A 16383-nucleotide genomic window follows, 5' to 3' on the forward strand; every position below is an offset into this window, starting at 1 on the left:
CGGTCAGTCGGCCGATTCCCACGAGGAGTCCGGGGGCGCGGCGTAGAGCGCGAAGCGGCGGGCGAGGTCGGCGGCGTCGGCGCCCCCCTTGTGCAGGACGAGCCGGTAGTTGAAGCTCATCGAGTCGCCTTTCGCCAGGGTGTGCTCGCCGTAGCCTTCGACGCCGAAATCATGGCCGCCGAACGGGTTCGCCGCGAACAGCCCATAAGTGCGGACGTGCCAGGTCGTCGGGTATCGGAAACTGCGGGGGTGGTTCAGGATCGTCAGGCCGACGGTCTCGCCGCCGACCGGGCCCGAATAATCGACCCAGGGCGAGGGCTTGCCCCAGGCCTCGGCGTCCTCAAGACCTTCGGCGTTGCGGATCTTGCCCCCCTTCTTCCTGTCGACGTCCATCGACGACGCGACCCGCACGCCGAACGACCCTTCCTTGGTCTCGCCCATCACGACGGGGCCTTCCGAGGCCGTCAGCGTCAGGTCGAAGTCGAGGATGCGGACCTTCGCCGTCTCATAAACGGTCAGGACGCGCTCGTCCTCGCAGACCTTCCGGCCGTCGGGGGCGAGCCAGTCGTTTCGAGTCTGGAGCCGTCCCCGCACCGGCCCCGTCGCCAGGATTTCCCGGCCCGTCTCGCGGATCGTCCCGTGGCCCAGCGACCAGAAATCGATCCCGTCGACCTTGCCGTGGGTGAACCAGAAGGACGCCTGGTGGGGATGGTCCTGGTCCTCGCCCTCGACCGTCTCCATCGGATAAGCACGCGTCATCGGGACGCCGCCGGGTCCCAGCAGGGGATGGAGGAACGGCTTGGGCTCGCGGTCGACGCGATGGACGCCGAGCAGGTCGCCGTCGATTTCGATCTGAAGGTTCGGCCCCTCCGGCCTGAAGACGACGCCCGCGCCCGGCGCGGCGGGCTCCGTCGCTTTCAAGATCGCGAACGTCGTGGGCCCGGACATTTCGGGCGCGATCATCGAAAGCGTCGCGCGGCCCCCCTCGGCCGAGACGACGCCGGGGATCGCGGGCGAATCGGCCGAGGCCTTCAGGCTGTACAGGCCCGGCGCCAGGCCGTCGGGGGCGGGGAGCGTCAGGGGCGTGTCGGAAGGGACCTTCGCCTCGGGTCGGAGCGTCAGCCGCCAGCCCTCGGCGATCGCCGGCGAGGGGCCGCCGATCAGGAGCGCCAGGCCCGCCAGGGCGACCGGTCGGAGGAAGAACGTCGTCGCGGAATCTCGCATGAGCCGTCAGCCTCGGTCAGGTGGGAATCGAGCGTGAGGGTTTCAATGTCCATCACCACGGGGAGACTTGCAAGCGCGAAGATCCGCCGCTCCCAAGGCTCGCGAGACCTGCGTTTTTCTTCGAAGCTTTTTTTGTTGAACCGTTCGAACCGCCCGGATACATTGCCAGACGCTCCAGCCTGGGAGGCGAGGATCCGGGGTCGGCCGACAGGCCCGCCGCCGAGCCTGGAGTGGCGACGTCCCGTCGGTTTCCTCCTGGCGAGGGATCCCCCGGGGTCGTGCTGACTGGCACGTTTCGGTCGATCGGTGGAGAGCCTGTAGCGGGCGATAGCGATGGCGAAGAGGCTTTACGTCGGTAATCTGAAATATACAGTCACGTCCGAATACCTCCAGGAACTGTTCGAACAGTTCGGGGCGGTCTCCTCGGCGCAGGTCCTCAGCGATCGGGAAACCGGGCGGAGCCGAGGATTCGGATTCGTCGAGATGCCCAACGACGACGAGGCGCAGGCGGCGATCGACAGCCTGGACGGTCAGGACAACGACGGCCGCCGTCTGACAGTCAACGAAGCACGTCCGCGCACCCCCGGCGGCGGGGGTGGCGGCGGGGGCGGCGGATATCGCGGCGGCGGCGGCGGCGGTGGATACCGCGGCGGCGGCGGCTACGGCGACGATTATTGAGGACGAGGGGTCGCCGCGGAGCGATTCGGACCCTACACTTGTTTAGGGGATCCCTGGCGACGGAGCGGCGGCCTTGATCTGATCGGGCGGCGTCCGGCCTTCGCACGGGATCAAGACGAAAGTGGATCGCGCCGGGTCGGCGCGATCCTCATCGTTCCGGACCGCGCGAGTCCTACTGATGAATAGACCCGTCCCGTCGCGGGAGTCGCCGCTCGACGACCGCCAACTGCGGCTTGAACGCATCCGTCAGGTCGTCGACGACCACGTCCGTCCCGAACTGAGGGCCGATGGCGGCGATGTCGAGATCGTCGGCATCGACGAGGACGACATCGTCCAGATCCGGCTCCTCGGCGCGTGCCAGGGGTGCGTCTCGACCGTCCACACCACAACGATGCTCGTGGAGAAGGCCGTGAAGGCCCAGGTCCCCGAGGTCCGTTTTCTGGAAGCCATCCCCTGACAGGACCCACGAAGACGCCCGACGCTCGCACCGACGGGCCCGCCGCGGCCGACGGCCCCCCCTGGCTCCATCCCAGGGCGGCCTACGTCCACATTCCGTTCTGCGCGCACAAGTGCGGATACTGCGACTTCGCCTCGCTCGCCGGCGCGGACCACCTCGCCGACCGCTACCTCGACGCTCTGGAGCGCGAGACCGCCCGAAAGCTCGTCGAGCCTCGAGAAGTCGACACGATCTTCATCGGCGGCGGAACCCCCACGCGCCTGGACGTCGCCGCTCTCGAACGCCTGGCCACGATGATCCGGCGGTGGCTGCCCCTGGCCGACGGGGGGGAGTGGACCGTCGAGGCCAATCCCGGCACCATCGACGCCGACAAGGCCGACGTTCTGGCCGCGGCCGGCGTGAATCGGGTCAGCCTGGGCGCGCAGTCCTTCCAACCTCGGCTGCTGACCGCCCTGGAGCGGAACCACGCCCCGGAGGAGGTGGGCCGCGCGGTCGAGATCGTCCGACGCCGATTCCCGCGCTGGTCGCTCGACCTGATCTTCGGCGTCCCCGGCTCCACGCTCGACGACTGGCGGGCCGATCTGGAGGCGACGCTCGCGCTGGAGCCGTCGCACCTCTCCTGCTATGGCCTGGTCTACGAGAAGGGGACGGCCCTCTGGAAGCAACTTCAGAAGGGAGACGTGGCGCCGGTGGTCGAGGACGTGGAGCGCGAGATGTACGAGCTGGTGATGGACCGCCTGGAGGCGGCCGGGCTCCAGCTCTATGAGATTTCCAACTACGCCCGGCCCGGCCACGAGTCGCGGCACAACCTCGTCTACTGGGCCAACGACGCCTACTGGGGCGTGGGCCTCGGGGCCGCCGAGTACGTCGACGGCGTCCGCACCGTCAACACGCGCGACATGACCGCCTACCTCAAACGAATCGAGGCGGACGAGTCGGCGACCGGCCCTCGCGAGCGACTGGAGCCCGAGGAGCGGGCCCGAGAGACGGCGATGCTCATGCTCCGCCGGACGCAGGTCGGCATGGACCGCGACGATTTCCGGCTCCGGACCGGCTTCGACCTCGACGCGATGCTCGGCCCGGTGATCGCCCGATTCGTCGCCGAGGGGCTCCTCGAGGACGACGGCCGACGCATCCGCCTGACGCGAGAGGGCCGCTTCCTGGCCGACCGGGTCCTCTGCGAGGTCGTCTGACCGACCGACCGCTCGATCGCCCGCCCGCCCGGGATCGGGCGCGGCCCGGCTCAGGCGCGCCGAAGCTGGTCTGCGCGGGCGGCGAGCTTGATGACGGCGGCGTGGAAGACGCCCCGCGAGTTGGAGCTGGCGGAGCGGTAGTTGTCGACGAACCCCTCGGCCTGGGTCCAGCCCACGACGTCGACGATCTGCTTCGCCATCACGTCGAGGAGCTCGTCGATCGAGGGCGCCTCGACGTCGATCGGCGGCTGCATCGCCACGATCCGGGGATCGACGCCCCCCGCGAAATGGACCTCCTCGGCGACGGCGGGGCCGGCGGCGACGGGGGGCTCGTCGTCCCAGGGGGCCGTCGCGGCGGACATGTTGCGCCGGCCGCGCTCGGAAGGCTCGGGCGACGCGCCCGCGCTCTCGTTGTCGCGCGGTCGATTCTCGTTGGGGTCCTTGGGGAGTCCCGCGGTGGTGTAGAGCTTGCCGTCGGCGCCGACCCGGCCGGGATTGTTGGGGATCTGGTGGCCGTCGATCAGCTGCTTGCGGATCTTGGCGACCAGCTCGCGCGAGACGCCCAGCTCCTCGGCCGTGCGGCGGTCCGACCAGTCGTGATGGAGCTTGAGCTTCACCTCGACGGCGCGCCGACGCTCGGTCCGCGAGAGCGGCAGGCCGTGGAACAGGTTGACGCTGGAGACGTAGTCGAGCGCCTCGTTGAACGTCCCCGGGCGGACCTCGGCCGGGATCGTCCGCTTGCCCAGCATGATGGCCGCGGCGTGGCGGTGGAAGCCGTCGGCGAGCAGCCAGCGCTCGTCGACGTCGTAGACGGTGATCGGCGGCAGCCGGTCCCAGGCCTCGGCGTAGCGCTCGACGGTGAAGTCGTCGAGCCGGTCGCGGAGGTTCAAATTCGGGTCGAGGACCAGGTCGTCCAGGGCCACGTTGCGGATATCCATCTCGGCCGCTCCCATGTCGCGCGTCGGCCCGGGGCGGGGAGGTTCGCGCGGATTCGCTCCCTCGTTTTCTCGACGATCTCCATCGCCTATGATCGGCGGGGTCCGAACCCGGCTTGCGACCGTTCGCACCGGGACGACACGCCCACTGAAGGACTCGACGGTCATGCGGATCGTGTTGACGGGCGCAACGGGGAGGCTCGGCGCGTATTTGCAGAGGCCGCTGGCCAGGACGGGCTGGGAGGTCGTCGCCTGGAGCGGGACGACCGGCGCGCAGTGGAACGGGGCCCCCACAATCACCGTCGACGTCGCCGATCCGGCCGCGATCGCGCGCGAACTGGACCGGGCCGACCCTGACGCCGTCCTCCACGCGGCGGCGATCAGCGACGTCGAGTCGTGCCGCCGCGACCCGCGACGCGCGAGGGCCGTGAACGTCGAGGCCGTCGCGAGCGTCGCACGATGGTGCGCCTCGCGCGGGCGTCGCCTGCTCTTCACGTCGACCGACATGGTCTTCGACGGTGCCAGGCCCTGGGCCGTCGAGGCCGACGAACCCCGGCCGATCCTGGCCTATGGCGCGTCCAAGCGCGAGGCCGAGATCGAGGCGGGGAAGGCGCCCGACGCAGTCGTCGCGAGGATCGGCCTTTTGTACGGCCCGACCCGATCCGGCCGCGAGACGTTCTACGACAAGGCCGTCGCCGGCCTCCGGGCGGGCGTCCCCCAGACCTTCTTCGACGACGAGTTCCGGACCTCGCTCGACTACCGGAGCGCGGCCGAGGCCCTCGTCGGCCTGCTCGCCTCCGACTTCCGGGGCGTGGTCCACGTCGGCGGTCGAGAACGTATCAGCCGGTTCGAATTGATGAGCCGGGTCGCGCGGGGGCTGGGACTGGACGCCGCTCTCGTCCAGGCGAACAGCCGGGCCGACGTCCCGTTCGCGGAGCCTCGCCCGGCCGACCTCTCGATGGAGACGAGCCGGCTCGCCGACTTGCTCCCGGGCCTCGAACGGCCCCCCGTCGAGGAGGCCGTCCGGGCGATGGAGCGGGAATCAGGCGGGTGATCCCTCGGGCGTCGGCTTCCGCCGGAGCAGGTAGTAGGCCGGCACGCCCAGCAGGATCAGGCCGCCGCCGACGAGGGCCTGCATCCGGCTCTGCTCGTTGCGGAGCATGTCGCCCATGAGGACCAGCGAGGCGATCACGAAAAGGAGCGGGGTGATCGGATAGCCCCAGGTCCGGTACGGCCGGGCCAGGTCGGGCCGGGTCCTCCGCAGGACGAAGACGCTGGTGATCGCCAGGAGGTAGAAGATGTTGGCCCCGAAGATCACGTAGGTGAGCATGATGTCGTAGAGCGGCGTCTTGTTGAGGGCCCCCCAGGCCGACGTGACGAAGCCCGGCAGCACCGAGTTGGACGGCGGCGGGACGAGGATCAGCGCCGTCCCCATGACGGTCAACAGGACGGCCCAGACGGCCTGCGCGAAGATCGCGTTGGCCGGGGTCTGGAATCGGGGATGGATCCGGTCGAACCATTGCGGGAGCATGCCGTCGCGCGCCATCGCGAAGTACGACCGTGGGCCGGTCAGGGCGTTGCCGTTGAGCGAGATGAAGGTGGAGCACATCACCAGCATCGAGATCGCCATCACGCCCGAAGGCCCCAGCAGCGTCTTGCAGTAGACCGCCGCGACGGCCTTGGTGATCCCCCCTTCGGGCCGATCCGCCGCTGCGACCTCCGCCATCGGCAGGACGTAGTGATAGGCGAGGGTCATCGCCAGATAGATCGCCACCAGGATCGACATGCCGAAGACCATCGCGCGGGGGATGTTCTTCTCCGGCTCGCGGATCTCCTCGGCCAGCGGCGTCACGTTCATCCAGCCGTCGTAGGCCCACAGCACGCCGACCATCGCCGCCATCATCCCGGCGAAGATCGACGTGTCCAGCGTCTCCGGCATGATCGGCGCGAGGTTGGCCGCGTCCCCGCCCCCCATGACGAAGGGGAGTGCGATCAGCGCCAGCACGCCGCCGACCTTCAGCCCCGTGCCGACGACCTGGAGCCCGCCGCCGCCCCGGGTGCCGAGGATGTTGATGGCCGTGACGATCGCGATGGCCGAGATCGCCGCGCACGCCTGCCAGACCTGCTCGTTCAGGGACGCCGGCGGGGGGACGACCTGCACGAAATACCGCGAGAACGCCGCCGCGAGCGTCGCCATCGACCCCGCCCGCGAGACCGTCATCTCCGACCAGCCGAACAGAAACGCCGGGAGCCTGCCGTACGCCTCGCGCAGGTAGACGTACGGCCCGCCCGCCTGCGGCATCATCGCGCCCAGCTCCGCCAGGGTGAGCGCCCCGGCCGTCGTGAACAACCCGCCGATGATCCAGACGGCGAGGATGCCCCCCAGAAACGGCACCTCGTGGGCGACCCTCGCCGGGACGAGGAAGATCCCCGACCCGATCACCGACCCCACCACGACGCAAAGCGCGGCGACCGGCCCCAGCACCCGAGGCAAGACCACGGGCCGCGGGGGCGTCGTCGTTCGTGTTTCCATGCAGAAGTCCCTCGGCTCGATCACTCGGCGTCCGCGTCGTCGTCCCATGGTGAGAGGAGGACGTATTCAACCATAGTGGACCGGCGACGCGAAAGGCCGGGGGCCGTGGAGGGGGTCGCCCTCAGATCGCGGAGTTTCGTCCGAAGGGCTCGGGACTCGACCGAAGGAGTGGTCCAGGCGACCCGCTCGCACCTCGGGGGCGGGACGACGCTCTCTTGAGAAATCCCGGATTCGAGAGCGACGCCCGGCCATTCACGCGAGGGGGGCGGCTATTTCCGGGGCTTCGCGCCGGCGGCGCTGGTCTCGCCTTCCTTGGACGCCTCGGCTTCCTCGGCTTCGGTGAGAACGTGCCGGGGGATCACGGCGACGAGGTTGCGGACGGTCCGCGTCGACGACGGGGCCGAAGCGCCTCGAACTCGGAATTCGATACCGGCGTCGATGACGAGCCCCGAGCCGTCGGGGACGTTGCACGCCACTTCCCGTTGGATCGCGTGTTCCTCGTCGAACGGCTTGGGGGCATCGGTGGCCTGCGGCCCCGCCTCATGATCGTCGCTGTACTCCACTCCGGTTCCGAGAGAGCTGGCGACGCGGGCCTCGATGCGATGCCCGTCCGGCAACCGGCTTCCCGTCAACCGACACACGCTCGTCCCCTTCATGGCCCCCCGGAGAACGCCTGCCACGTGCTTCGGGATTCGTCCTTCGTCCAGGGCCACGATCAGCCCGAAGGGGTTGATGGAGTTCGGCTCCCGGGGCTTGAGGAGCGCCGCCGACTGCGGTGCCGGGCCGGAGATGACGTGGGCTTGGGCCTCCTCGAAGCACGAGATCCTGGGCGCCTGGATCGTTTGCATCCCCTGTTCGCCTGCCAGGCCATCGAGAACGGCCGCCAGGTCGGCTTCCGTGACGAGCCAGGAGACGCCGGGGGAATCCCCGATTTGCTCGAGGCGGCCCTTGCCGACGCGCTTCCAGGCCTCGTCATCGACCTCCAGGAAGGCCACCTCGTACGTGATCATGTGGGCGTTCGCCTGCTTGATCATCTCCTCACGGGAAAGCTCGTTCAGGCGGGTGCCGCCGCGTCCCGAATTCCGGAGCCGTTTCACGAGGTCTTCGCGGGACAGCGACTCGGGCTCGGCCCTCAGAAGCCGGGCGAGCTCGTCCGCGGGGATGTCGAGCGCGGGCGGCGCCGGCTTCGCGGGGTCGGGCGGGCGTGGCGGCGTCGGTTCCTGCGCGAGCCCGACGGATGCCGCAAGGATCGCGGCGACGAAGGCTGCGGGAAGGGCCGCGAACGGCCAGCGGGCGAGGCGGGGGCGGGAGGGCTTCATGCCGAGGAGCTCCTGAATGCGAGGGAGAAGGGTCGAACGATCGCCGCCGATGGGGAGGCCGAGGCCGAGCCGGATCGAACTCGGACGGGCCGGGCGATTCCGCGCCACGGATTCCAGGGCGAGGGCCAGCGCCAGGGGATCGCCCGTCAGGCGGGCGGCCAGGGCGTCGGCGGCGTGCTCGGATTCGCGGCGGGCGGAGCGGGACAGCCAGGCGACGCAGAGATGAAAGAAGAAGCAGGCTTCGATCCCTCGCTGCGTCAGGTTCGTGACGTGGTCGAGCCGCCGCGCATGGGCCAGCTCGTGCGCGAGGACGGCGTCGACGGCCGCTTCGGTCACCGATTCCAGCCACCGCGAGGGGAGCAGGATGATGGGCCGAAACACGCCCGCGAGGCAGGGCTCGGCGATCCCCTCATGGACCAGGACCGTCGGGACGGATCGGAGCCGGAGTCGCCGGGCGAGGACGCGGACGCGAACCTCCGGCCCGACCTTCGGCCTGGCCTCGCGTCGGAGCCGACGCAGGCTCAGAAGGCCGATCAGCAGGCGGCTCGACATCGCGAGTGCACCCGCCGCCCAGATCGCCATCGCGAAGGGCCGCGCGGACTGGACTCCGAGGGAGATCCGATCGAGCGTCCTTTGGATGGAGTCGGGCCATGAATGCGGCGGGACCGCCGCCATCGCCGCGGAGGAATCGGCCGGCGAGGATGTCTCGACCGGAGTGGACGCCACGCCGTAGGTCAGGCGAACCGTCGCGGGATCGGTCGTCGGCCTGGCGTCTTCCCTCGCGAGGCGTCGCAGCGCGACGGCGACGCTGGGCGACCCGATCGCGACCGCGACCAGGGCGCCGAGGAACACGGCATGGCGGGCCCGGTGCGATTCGAGGCGATTGGCCGCCAGGGCCGCGACGGACGCCGCGGCGAGGCCGAGCCAGACGCTGTGGAGCAGGGCGGGCCAGATCAGTCCCTGGGCCGCCTCGATCGCTTCGGGGAGCATGCGCCGCCTCCTTTCGGATCCTTCGCCGGGGGCCGGGATTCGTAACGATCGAGCAGGTCGCGGATGGCGTCGAGCTCCCCGACCGAGGGGTTCGACTGGTCGAGCAGGTGGGCGACGAGCAGGTACGCCGAGCCGTCGTAGGCCCGCCGCAGCGTCTCGCCCAGGAGCGAGCGAAGGGTCTGCTCGCGGGGGGCTTCAGGCTCGTAGACGAAGGCCCGTCCTTGCGGAGAGCGCCGCAGCAGGCCCTTGTCCGTCATGACGTTCATGAGGCTCATGACCGTCGTGTACGCCCGGGGCCTCTCCTGATCGGCGTTGACGGCTTCCAGGACCTCGCGGACCGTCGCCGGTCGGGCCAGGTCCCAGAGCACCTTCAACACCTCCAACTCGCCGGGCGTCGGCTGTTCCGCGCGCGGACGCGTCATGGGGGTTCGCCCTCCTTTCTGCGAGAGAAGCCGTGATGCGTTTCCGTGACGACGCTCGCGAGTCTACTGTTTAAGCCGTCGATGTCAACGGCTGAAACCGTAGATCAGCGTTCGGCCTCGTCGGATCGGGTCAGGGCTGGGCGGCGAGGTCGGCGGCGCGTCTGATGGCGGCGGCGGCGCGGGCGAGGGCCTGGGTGGTGGCGGGGACGGCCGTCTTGAGTTGCTCGGGCTTGTCGGTTTCGATCGCCTCGCGGACGGCGGGGAGGGGCCAGCAGGCGTAGCCGGTGGTGAGGCCGGGTGCGTAGACCGCGTGCTTGAACCAGGGGCGGCCGGCGAGGCCGTCTGGCAGGAGGAAGGCGCGTTCGATGCGGGCGAGGGCCTCGTTGAGCGCCTCCAGCTTCTCGGGCCGCGCGCCGTCCTGCTTGCCGAGGGCGTCCAGCGCCTCGTCCAGCCGCTTCGCCTCGGCCCCGAGGGCGAGCACGGCGTCGGCCAGCGTGGTCAGGCCCTCGAAGCCTTCGTCGGCCGTCGGCGCTGGGGCCTTGCGGGCCTGCCGCGCGCGGAGCAGACGCAGGTCGTCGACGTAGGAACGGAGGGCGTCGGCGTAGGGGGTGAAGCGGAAGGGGAGGACGTCGGCGCCCGCGGCGCGCATCAGGATGGTCACGTACAGCTTCGCGGCGGTGGCGTGGGTGAGGAACTCGGGGTCGCCGTGCTTCTCCATCCAGGCGAAGTCGTCGTAGATCGAGTGATAGACGCCGTAGCGGCCCTCGAAGCCGACGTCGAGCGCGGGGACGCCCAGGTGGTCCAGAAACGCGGTGTAGTCCGACCCCGAGCCAAGCGCCGCCAGTTGGGGGACGAACCCACTCGGGGCGGGGGCCTCGCCGTCGCGGGCCCAGAACGGGTCGGTCAGGACGAGCGGGCTCGACCCGACCCAGGCGGCGCGTCGGGCTTCGAGCCAGCCGTCGCGGAGCGATCGGCCGGAGCGGGGGTCGGTGACGGCGGCGGCCGATCCCAGGACGAGGTCGCGGAGCGAGGGGACGCCCCCCATGTCCAGGTCGGGGCCGCTGACGGCGGAGTCGACGTTGAGCATCAGGGCGGCCTTGCGGTCGACCTCGTCGGCGAACTGCTCGGCCCATTCGGTCGAGCCGACCAGGCCGTATTCCTCGGCGTCCCAGCTCGCGTAGACGACCGTCCGCCGGGGCTTCCAGCCATCCTTGACGGCCTGGCCGAGCGTCCGGCAGGCTTCGAGGGTGGCGGCGGTGCCGCTGCCGGGGTCGACGGCCCCGTGGACCCAGGCGTCGCGATGGTTGCCGAGCATCACCCAGCGGTCGGGCTCGACCGCGCCGGGGAGCTTGGCGATCACGTTCCAGATCGTCCGCACCTTGTACTCGGTGGAGACGGTCATCGTCAGCTCGGCGGGGCCGGGGCCGACGTGGTAGGAAACGGGAAGTCCCCCTTGCCAGCCGCCGGGGGCGTTCGCCCCGGCGAGCCGCGTCAGGATTTCGTTCGCGGCCCCGTAGCCGATCGGCAGCGAGGGGATGGTGGCGAAATACTCGGCGCGCTTGAGGCCGGTCTTCTTCTCCCAGGTTTCCACGCCTTCCTCCCACTGGAGTGGGAAGCCGAACCGGGCGTCGAACGGCAGCCGATCCGCGCCGGGGATCGAGGGGCCGTGGGGCGTGGACGGGTCGCCGGGGCTGAGCGAGAGGAACAGGACGCTGCCGCGCTGGACGGCCGACTCGGGGCGGAACGGGCCGTCGGGGTAGACGTCCCCTTTGGCGAAGCCGTCGTCGCCGGGGTCGGAATAGATGAGGATCCCCTTGGCCCCCCGGCGCTGGGCGTTGAGGACCTTGAGGCCCCGGAAGATCGCGCCGTAGCGGCAGAGGACGACCTTGTCGCGGACGTCGATCCCCAGGCCCTCCAGGGCCTTGAAGTCCTCGGGCCGGCCGTAGTTGGCATAGACGACCTGGCCGGACGCGGTCCCCGAGATCCCGTAGCCGTGGAACGCGGGGAACGCGGCCGAGTTCGCCGAATCCTTGTCGTCGGCGATCGGCTTCTCCTCCAGGTCCAGGTCGAGCGGCTCGGGCCGGTCGAGGGCGAGCGTCGGCGGGGCGGAGGGGTAGTTGAGCAGGACTTCATAGGGGACGATCTCGGCCGACCATCCCCATTCACGGAGTCGATCGCGGACGAAGGTCGCGGTGCGCTCGTCGGCGGGGGTCCCGGCGGGGTGGGGTTCGGCGGTCAGCGTCCGCAGCCACCGGCGCGCCTGGACCGGCGTGGGGACGGCCGTCGCCCTGGCTTCGGCCACGCGATGGGCGGCGAGCGAGGCGGGGGCGAAGCCGATCGGCGGGGGCGGTTCGTCGCCGAGGAGGCGGCCGGGCGCGGTCGCGAGGAGGGACAGGGCCGCGAGGACGAGGGGTCGTCGAGATTTGCGCATCCGGTTGCCTCTCAGGGACGCCGACGCTTGACAGGGGTCCAAGGCGGGCGACAGACTCGAAGCCGCTCCGGCCGGAAGGCCAGGATACGCCGCCGCCCCGCGACGTTCCAGCGTCGCCGCGCGGCCGATCGCCGCGATTCCTTCCGGGTAGGCCCCGCCGATCGCGAGGGTCTCGGGAGGATTCGACCGATTTTTTCGGGGCGGCGGCTAAGAGACCCCGGCCCGGCCCGTTGTCCTGGATGTACGGGAACACGTCCCTTATCGAGCACGCCGATGGCAGGTGAACGCGACCTCGACGGCGACGCGTGGGTGCGCGACGCGGTCTCTCGCTACGAGGGGCCCCTGTCGCTCTACGCGCGTCGGCTCTTGAACGACGCCGAGGCGGCCCGCGACGTGGTGCAGGACGTCTTCCTGCGCCTTTGCGCCCAGAGCCGGGCCGACGTCGACGGCCACCTAGCCGAGTGGCTCTTCACGGTCTGTCGGAACCGTGCCCTGGACGTCCTGCGGAAGGAGCATCGCATGACCCGATTGCAAGACGACCACGTCGAACGCTGCCTCAGCCCCGCGCCGGGGCCCCAGGACGTCGCCGAGCGCCGCGACCTGGGGACCAGGGCGCTGGAGCTCCTGGACACCCTCCCCCCGAATCAACGCGAGGTCATCCGTCTCAAATTCCAGAACGGTTTCTCTTACCAGGAGATCAGCCGGATCAGCGGCCACAGCGTCTCGAACGTCGGCTACCTGATCCACGCCGGGATCAAGACCCTCCGGAGCCGCCTGTTCGACGGCCGGCCCGCCGAGGCGGGCGCCTGAACCCGCGAGCTTAGAAAGGAGAAACCGAAGATGACCTTCGACATCGACGATCCCCGGCTCACCGCCTTCGCCCTCGGCGAACTCGACGAGGCCGAGGCCCAGACCATCGAGCGTCTGCTCGCCGAAGATCCCGACGCCCGCAAGCAGGTCGACGAGATCAAGCTCACGGCGGGCTGGCTCACCGAACGGCTCCACGACGAGCAGGCCCGCGAGTCCGTCGCGGCCTCGCCCGCGCCCGTCGTCCCGCTCCAACTCGTGGCGGCCGACGCGCCGACGCCGACGCCCGCGCCGACGGAGACGAAGTCCCGGCCCTGGTGGCGGTCGCCGTCGATCCTCTCGTCGATCGCCGCGACGCTCCTTGTCGGGACCGTGATCGCGCTGATGCCGGCCATCCAGTCCGGTCGTGATGCGGCCCCCAGGTACGCGAATTACAAGGCCAGGCTGCGGGCACCCGCTGCGCCGGCCCTCGCCCCGCCGCCACCGCAAGAGGGTGTCGCCGGGGAACGCCCGAACGTCGAAATACTCGCGGCGGCGAAGCCCGCGAAGGGCGGTCCGTCTGCGTCCGTCGCAACCCGGAACGAACCCGCGCCGTCGGCGCTCGGCGTGGAGGCGGCCGCTGCCGCTGCCGCACCCCGCGACTTCTCCGTGGCCTCGCCCCCGGCGGCCGCGGTCCCGGGGCTCGCGTCGAGCGAAGCGCGGTCGTCCCCGAGGTTCTCGACGAACTACAGGCAGCAAACCCAGGGGGGCTATGCCGGATCGCCGGCCCGGCAAGCCCAGGACTCGATGATGGGCCAGGGCATGATGGGCATGATGGGCGGCGCGGTGGGTGGGATGGCGGGCATGGCGGGCGACCCTGGCCTGGCCGGTCAGGCAGGCCGGATGGGTCGCAAGTCGGGCCGAGTTCAGGCGGAGTCGGAGCTGGCTTTCTCGCCCGACGGGAGGGCGCTGAGCAAATCGCTCGGACCGAATGTCAGGGGCCTGACGCAAGAGGCTCGCCCGGAAATCGCCGCCGAGCCGGCCCGCGAGGCCCTGTTCGAGGGTGCCAGGGGAGGGGAGGACAAGGCCCCCGCCACGGCGCCGGTCAAGGATCAGGAGGCCCAGGCCCAGGCGGCCCCGGCGACGGTCCGCGAGGAGAAGGCCGTCGTGGCGCTTCAGCAGGTGGACGCCCAGGCCCTCGTGGATTTCGATGCGCGGCGACCGGACGCCGCCCCCGAGCCCGTGGCGGTCGTCGCGGAGAATCCGTTCGTCCTCGTCGGCCAGGAGGCGGTCTCGACCTTCTCCATCGACGTGGACACGGCCTCCTACTCGATCGTCCGTCGGTCGCTCCTGCAGCAGAACCAGCTTCCGCCGCCGGACGCGGTGCGGATCGAGGAGATGCTCAACTACTTCCCCTATCAGGATCCGCCGCCCCCGGCCGCCAGCCCCGACCCGTTCGCGATCCGCGTGGAGGTCGCCCGATGCCCCTGGAACGCCGGCAACCGCCTGGCCCGGATCGGGATCGCCGGCAAGCCGGTCGGCCTGGCGGACCGCAAGCCCAGCAACCTCGTCTTCCTGGTCGACGTCTCCGGCTCGATGGACCAGCCCAACAAGCTCCCCCTGGTGCAGTGGGGCCTTCAGAAGCTCGTCGCCCAGCTCGGCGAGAACGACCGGGTCGCGATCGTCGTCTACGCCGGGGCCTCGGGGCTGGTGCTCCCCTCGACCTCGTGCGTCAACAAGCCCGAGATCCTCGCCAGGCTGGAGGAGCTTCGCGCCGGGGGGTCGACCAACGGCGGAGCCGGCATCCAGCTCGCCTACGACCTGGCGACGGCGAACTTCATCAACGAGGGGATCAACCGCGTGATCCTGGCGACCGACGGCGACTTCAACGTCGGCATCACCAGCCAGGACGACCTCGTCCGGTTGATCGAGTCCAAGGCCACGGCGCCCAAACCGGTCTTCCTGACCGTGCTGGGGTTCGGCATGGACAACCTCAAGGACGGCACGCTGGAGAAGCTCGCCGACAAGGGGAACGGCCACTACGCCTACATCGACGGCGCCGAGGAGGCCCACAAGGTGCTCGTCGAGGAGCTGGGGGCGACGCTCGACGTGATCGCCAAGGACGTCAAGATCCAGGTCGAATTCCGGCCCGAGCGGGTGAAAGCGTACCGGCTCGTCGGCTATGAGAACCGCGTGATGGCGAACGAGGACTTCGCGAACGACCAGAAGGACGCAGGGGAGATCGGCGCGGGGCACCACGTCACCGCCCTGTACGAGATCGTCCCGTCGGACCAGGCCGGGGATCGACCGGCGGCCGACGCCCCCTCGCCCGACTCGTTCGTCGTGAGGCTGCGGTACAAGAAGCCCGAAGGGACCGCCAGCGCGTTGATCGAACGCCCCGTGACCGACCGGGGGCTCGACTACTCCGAGGCCTCGGACGACTTCAAGTTCGCCTCGGCCGTGGCCGGCTTCGGCATGCTGCTCCGGCACTCGCCGTCCGTCGGCAGCCTGACGTACTCGGGCGTGATCGAGCTGGCCTCGCCCACGCTCGCCCACGATCCCTCGGGATATCGCAAGGAGTTCATGGGGCTGGTGCAGAAGGCCAGGGACCTTCAGAATCCCCCGTTGGCGGCTCCGGTCGCCCCCTGATCGACCGCGTCTCCGACTCCGAATGCTCAAGGCCGGCCGCTCCTTCTCCGGGGCGACCGGCCTTTTGCGTTTCCGGGGATCAGGAGACGGGGACGATGTGCAGGCCGCCGGCGTCGGCGACGATGGCGTAGGGCCGGCCCAGGCTCGGGTCGGACGGAACCCAACGAGTCGAGGCGTAGACCGTGTTCACCTCGGCGAGCTGGATCGCGTTTCGGCGCTCGGCGGTGTCGAAGCTCGCCTGGAAGGTGGGGGCGCTGTCGAAGGGGCCGCCGAACCGGGAGAAGTAGACCTGGCTCTGGCCGGCCTTGAGCGTGAAGTCGTAGAACCGGCCGTTCTCAAAGGTGGAGGCCGAGACGCTGAAGGTGATCGTGGCCTCGGTCGTGTTGGTGATCGTGATCAGGCCGTAGTTGACGTTGGCGACCGGCGCCGGCGCGACCGGGCGGTTGATGCGTGGGCCCTGGTTGCCCAGGAAGCCCGCGCCGATGGTCGTCCTGGGGCCGTTGGGGCCCGGTACGGTCACGCCGGGCGCGCGTCGGGGGGGCGTCCGAAGCGCGGGGTCGATCGGGCGGTTGCGGAGCATGGCGCGCTCGGCCATGGCCGCGCGCATCGACGGGAAGGCGGCGGTCAGGAGCCGGCCCTCCATCTGCTCGCCGTTGGGACGGATCGCCCGCGTTCTTCGCGCCTGCATCGGTTCGCCCTCGTGGTGTCGTCTCTCGGTCGCGCCGGGACCTACAAGAGAGTTTTGCCGCGCAAAACCCGCTTGTCG

The 16383-nt window shown here is 70.4% G+C and carries 13 protein-coding genes; 6 read left to right on the forward strand and 7 right to left on the reverse strand.

Features of this window, described 5'->3' with window-relative positions:
• Positions 1–3 precede the first annotated feature (3 nt).
• Positions 4–1224, reverse strand: coding sequence for a PmoA family protein (locus VT85_RS04655; RefSeq protein WP_068411214.1), 1221 nt, complete (start codon positions 1222–1224; stop codon positions 4–6).
• Positions 1225–1557: 333 nt separating this feature from the next.
• Here VT85_RS04655 and VT85_RS04660 point away from each other — a divergent pair, with 333 nt between their 5' ends.
• The 3 genes from VT85_RS04660 (at position 1558) to hemW (ending at position 3552) form a co-directional block, all read left to right on the forward strand.
• Positions 1558–1902, forward strand: a complete 345-nt coding sequence (locus VT85_RS04660) for an RNA recognition motif domain-containing protein (protein WP_068411217.1) — start codon at positions 1558–1560, stop codon at positions 1900–1902.
• A gap of 178 nt (positions 1903–2080) precedes the next feature.
• The gene (locus tag VT85_RS04665; RefSeq protein ID WP_068421382.1) at positions 2081–2359 is read left to right on the forward strand and encodes a NifU family protein; all 279 of its coding nucleotides are present in this window, start codon (positions 2081–2083) and stop codon (positions 2357–2359) included.
• Positions 2266–3552 (forward strand): radical SAM family heme chaperone HemW, encoded by a 1287-nt coding sequence (gene hemW / locus VT85_RS04670; protein ID WP_197491090.1) that lies wholly within the window; start codon positions 2266–2268, stop codon positions 3550–3552. Before VT85_RS04665 ends, hemW begins: the two co-directional genes overlap by 94 nt.
• Positions 3553–3602: 50 nt before the next feature.
• On the opposite strand, the gene VT85_RS04675 is transcribed toward hemW, so the two are convergent.
• Complete coding sequence (locus VT85_RS04675) at positions 3603–4490, reverse strand: ParB/RepB/Spo0J family partition protein (RefSeq protein WP_068421385.1); 888 nt, start codon at positions 4488–4490, stop codon at positions 3603–3605.
• A 163-nt stretch (positions 4491–4653) separates the two neighbouring features.
• Between VT85_RS04675 and VT85_RS04680 the strand changes: the two genes are divergently transcribed.
• Entirely contained in the window at positions 4654–5541 is an 888-nt protein-coding gene (locus tag VT85_RS04680) for an SDR family oxidoreductase (protein ID WP_068421388.1), read from the forward strand.
• Here VT85_RS04680 and VT85_RS04685 read toward each other — a convergent pair.
• The 4 genes from VT85_RS04685 to VT85_RS04700 all read right to left on the reverse strand — a co-directional run bounded on the left by VT85_RS04685 (position 5530) and on the right by VT85_RS04700 (position 12182).
• Entirely contained in the window at positions 5530–7020 is a 1491-nt protein-coding gene (locus tag VT85_RS04685) for an APC family permease (RefSeq protein ID WP_068411225.1), read from the reverse strand. The two genes, VT85_RS04680 and VT85_RS04685, sit on opposite strands and share 12 nt — an antisense overlap.
• 269 nt (positions 7021–7289) lie before the next feature.
• The gene (locus VT85_RS04690; RefSeq protein WP_068411232.1) at positions 7290–9329 is read right to left on the reverse strand and encodes a M56 family metallopeptidase; all 2040 of its coding nucleotides are present in this window, start codon (positions 9327–9329) and stop codon (positions 7290–7292) included.
• Entirely contained in the window at positions 9293–9751 is a 459-nt protein-coding gene (locus VT85_RS04695) for a BlaI/MecI/CopY family transcriptional regulator (protein ID WP_068411235.1), read from the reverse strand. Before VT85_RS04695 ends, VT85_RS04690 begins: the two co-directional genes overlap by 37 nt.
• A 130-nt stretch (positions 9752–9881) precedes the next feature.
• Entirely contained in the window at positions 9882–12182 is a 2301-nt protein-coding gene (locus VT85_RS04700; protein WP_068411238.1) for a M28 family metallopeptidase, read from the reverse strand.
• Positions 12183–12455: 273 nt separating this feature from the next.
• Between VT85_RS04700 and VT85_RS04705 the strand changes: the two genes are divergently transcribed.
• Both VT85_RS04705 and VT85_RS29740 read left to right on the forward strand, forming a co-directional pair.
• On the forward strand, positions 12456–12992 hold the full coding sequence (locus VT85_RS04705) for an RNA polymerase sigma factor (protein ID WP_068411241.1): 537 nt from the start codon (positions 12456–12458) through the stop codon (positions 12990–12992).
• A 30-nt stretch (positions 12993–13022) separates the two neighbouring features.
• Positions 13023–15617, forward strand: coding sequence for a VWA domain-containing protein (locus tag VT85_RS29740; protein WP_068411244.1), 2595 nt, complete (start codon positions 13023–13025; stop codon positions 15615–15617).
• 79 nt (positions 15618–15696) lie between these two features.
• On the opposite strand, the gene VT85_RS04715 is transcribed toward VT85_RS29740, so the two are convergent.
• Positions 15697–16305, reverse strand: a complete 609-nt coding sequence (locus tag VT85_RS04715; protein WP_068411251.1) for a hypothetical protein — start codon at positions 16303–16305, stop codon at positions 15697–15699.
• Between the last annotated feature and the right edge of the window lie 78 nt (positions 16306–16383).

The organism is Planctomyces sp. SH-PL62 (assembly GCF_001610895.1).
In the GTDB taxonomy this organism is placed as follows: Bacteria; Planctomycetota; Planctomycetia; order Isosphaerales; family Isosphaeraceae; genus Paludisphaera.

Coding starts and splice junctions, on each gene's coding strand:
- VT85_RS04695 (WP_068411235.1), bottom strand. CDS start 9,751: ATGACGCGTCCGCGCGCGGAACAGCCGACGCCCGGCGAGTTGGAGGTG.
- VT85_RS04660 (WP_068411217.1), top strand. CDS start 1,558: ATGGCGAAGAGGCTTTACGTCGGTAATCTGAAATATACAGTCACGTCC.
- VT85_RS04705 (WP_068411241.1), top strand. CDS start 12,456: ATGGCAGGTGAACGCGACCTCGACGGCGACGCGTGGGTGCGCGACGCG.
- VT85_RS04685 (WP_068411225.1), bottom strand. CDS start 7,020: ATGGAAACACGAACGACGACGCCCCCGCGGCCCGTGGTCTTGCCTCGG.
- VT85_RS04715 (WP_068411251.1), bottom strand. CDS start 16,305: ATGCAGGCGCGAAGAACGCGGGCGATCCGTCCCAACGGCGAGCAGATG.
- VT85_RS04700 (WP_068411238.1), bottom strand. CDS start 12,182: ATGCGCAAATCTCGACGACCCCTCGTCCTCGCGGCCCTGTCCCTCCTC.
- VT85_RS04675 (WP_068421385.1), bottom strand. CDS start 4,490: ATGGATATCCGCAACGTGGCCCTGGACGACCTGGTCCTCGACCCGAAT.
- VT85_RS04680 (WP_068421388.1), top strand. CDS start 4,654: ATGCGGATCGTGTTGACGGGCGCAACGGGGAGGCTCGGCGCGTATTTG.
- VT85_RS29740 (WP_068411244.1), top strand. CDS start 13,023: ATGACCTTCGACATCGACGATCCCCGGCTCACCGCCTTCGCCCTCGGC.
- VT85_RS04665 (WP_068421382.1), top strand. CDS start 2,081: ATGAATAGACCCGTCCCGTCGCGGGAGTCGCCGCTCGACGACCGCCAA.
- VT85_RS04655 (WP_068411214.1), bottom strand. CDS start 1,224: ATGCGAGATTCCGCGACGACGTTCTTCCTCCGACCGGTCGCCCTGGCG.
- VT85_RS04690 (WP_068411232.1), bottom strand. CDS start 9,329: ATGCTCCCCGAAGCGATCGAGGCGGCCCAGGGACTGATCTGGCCCGCC.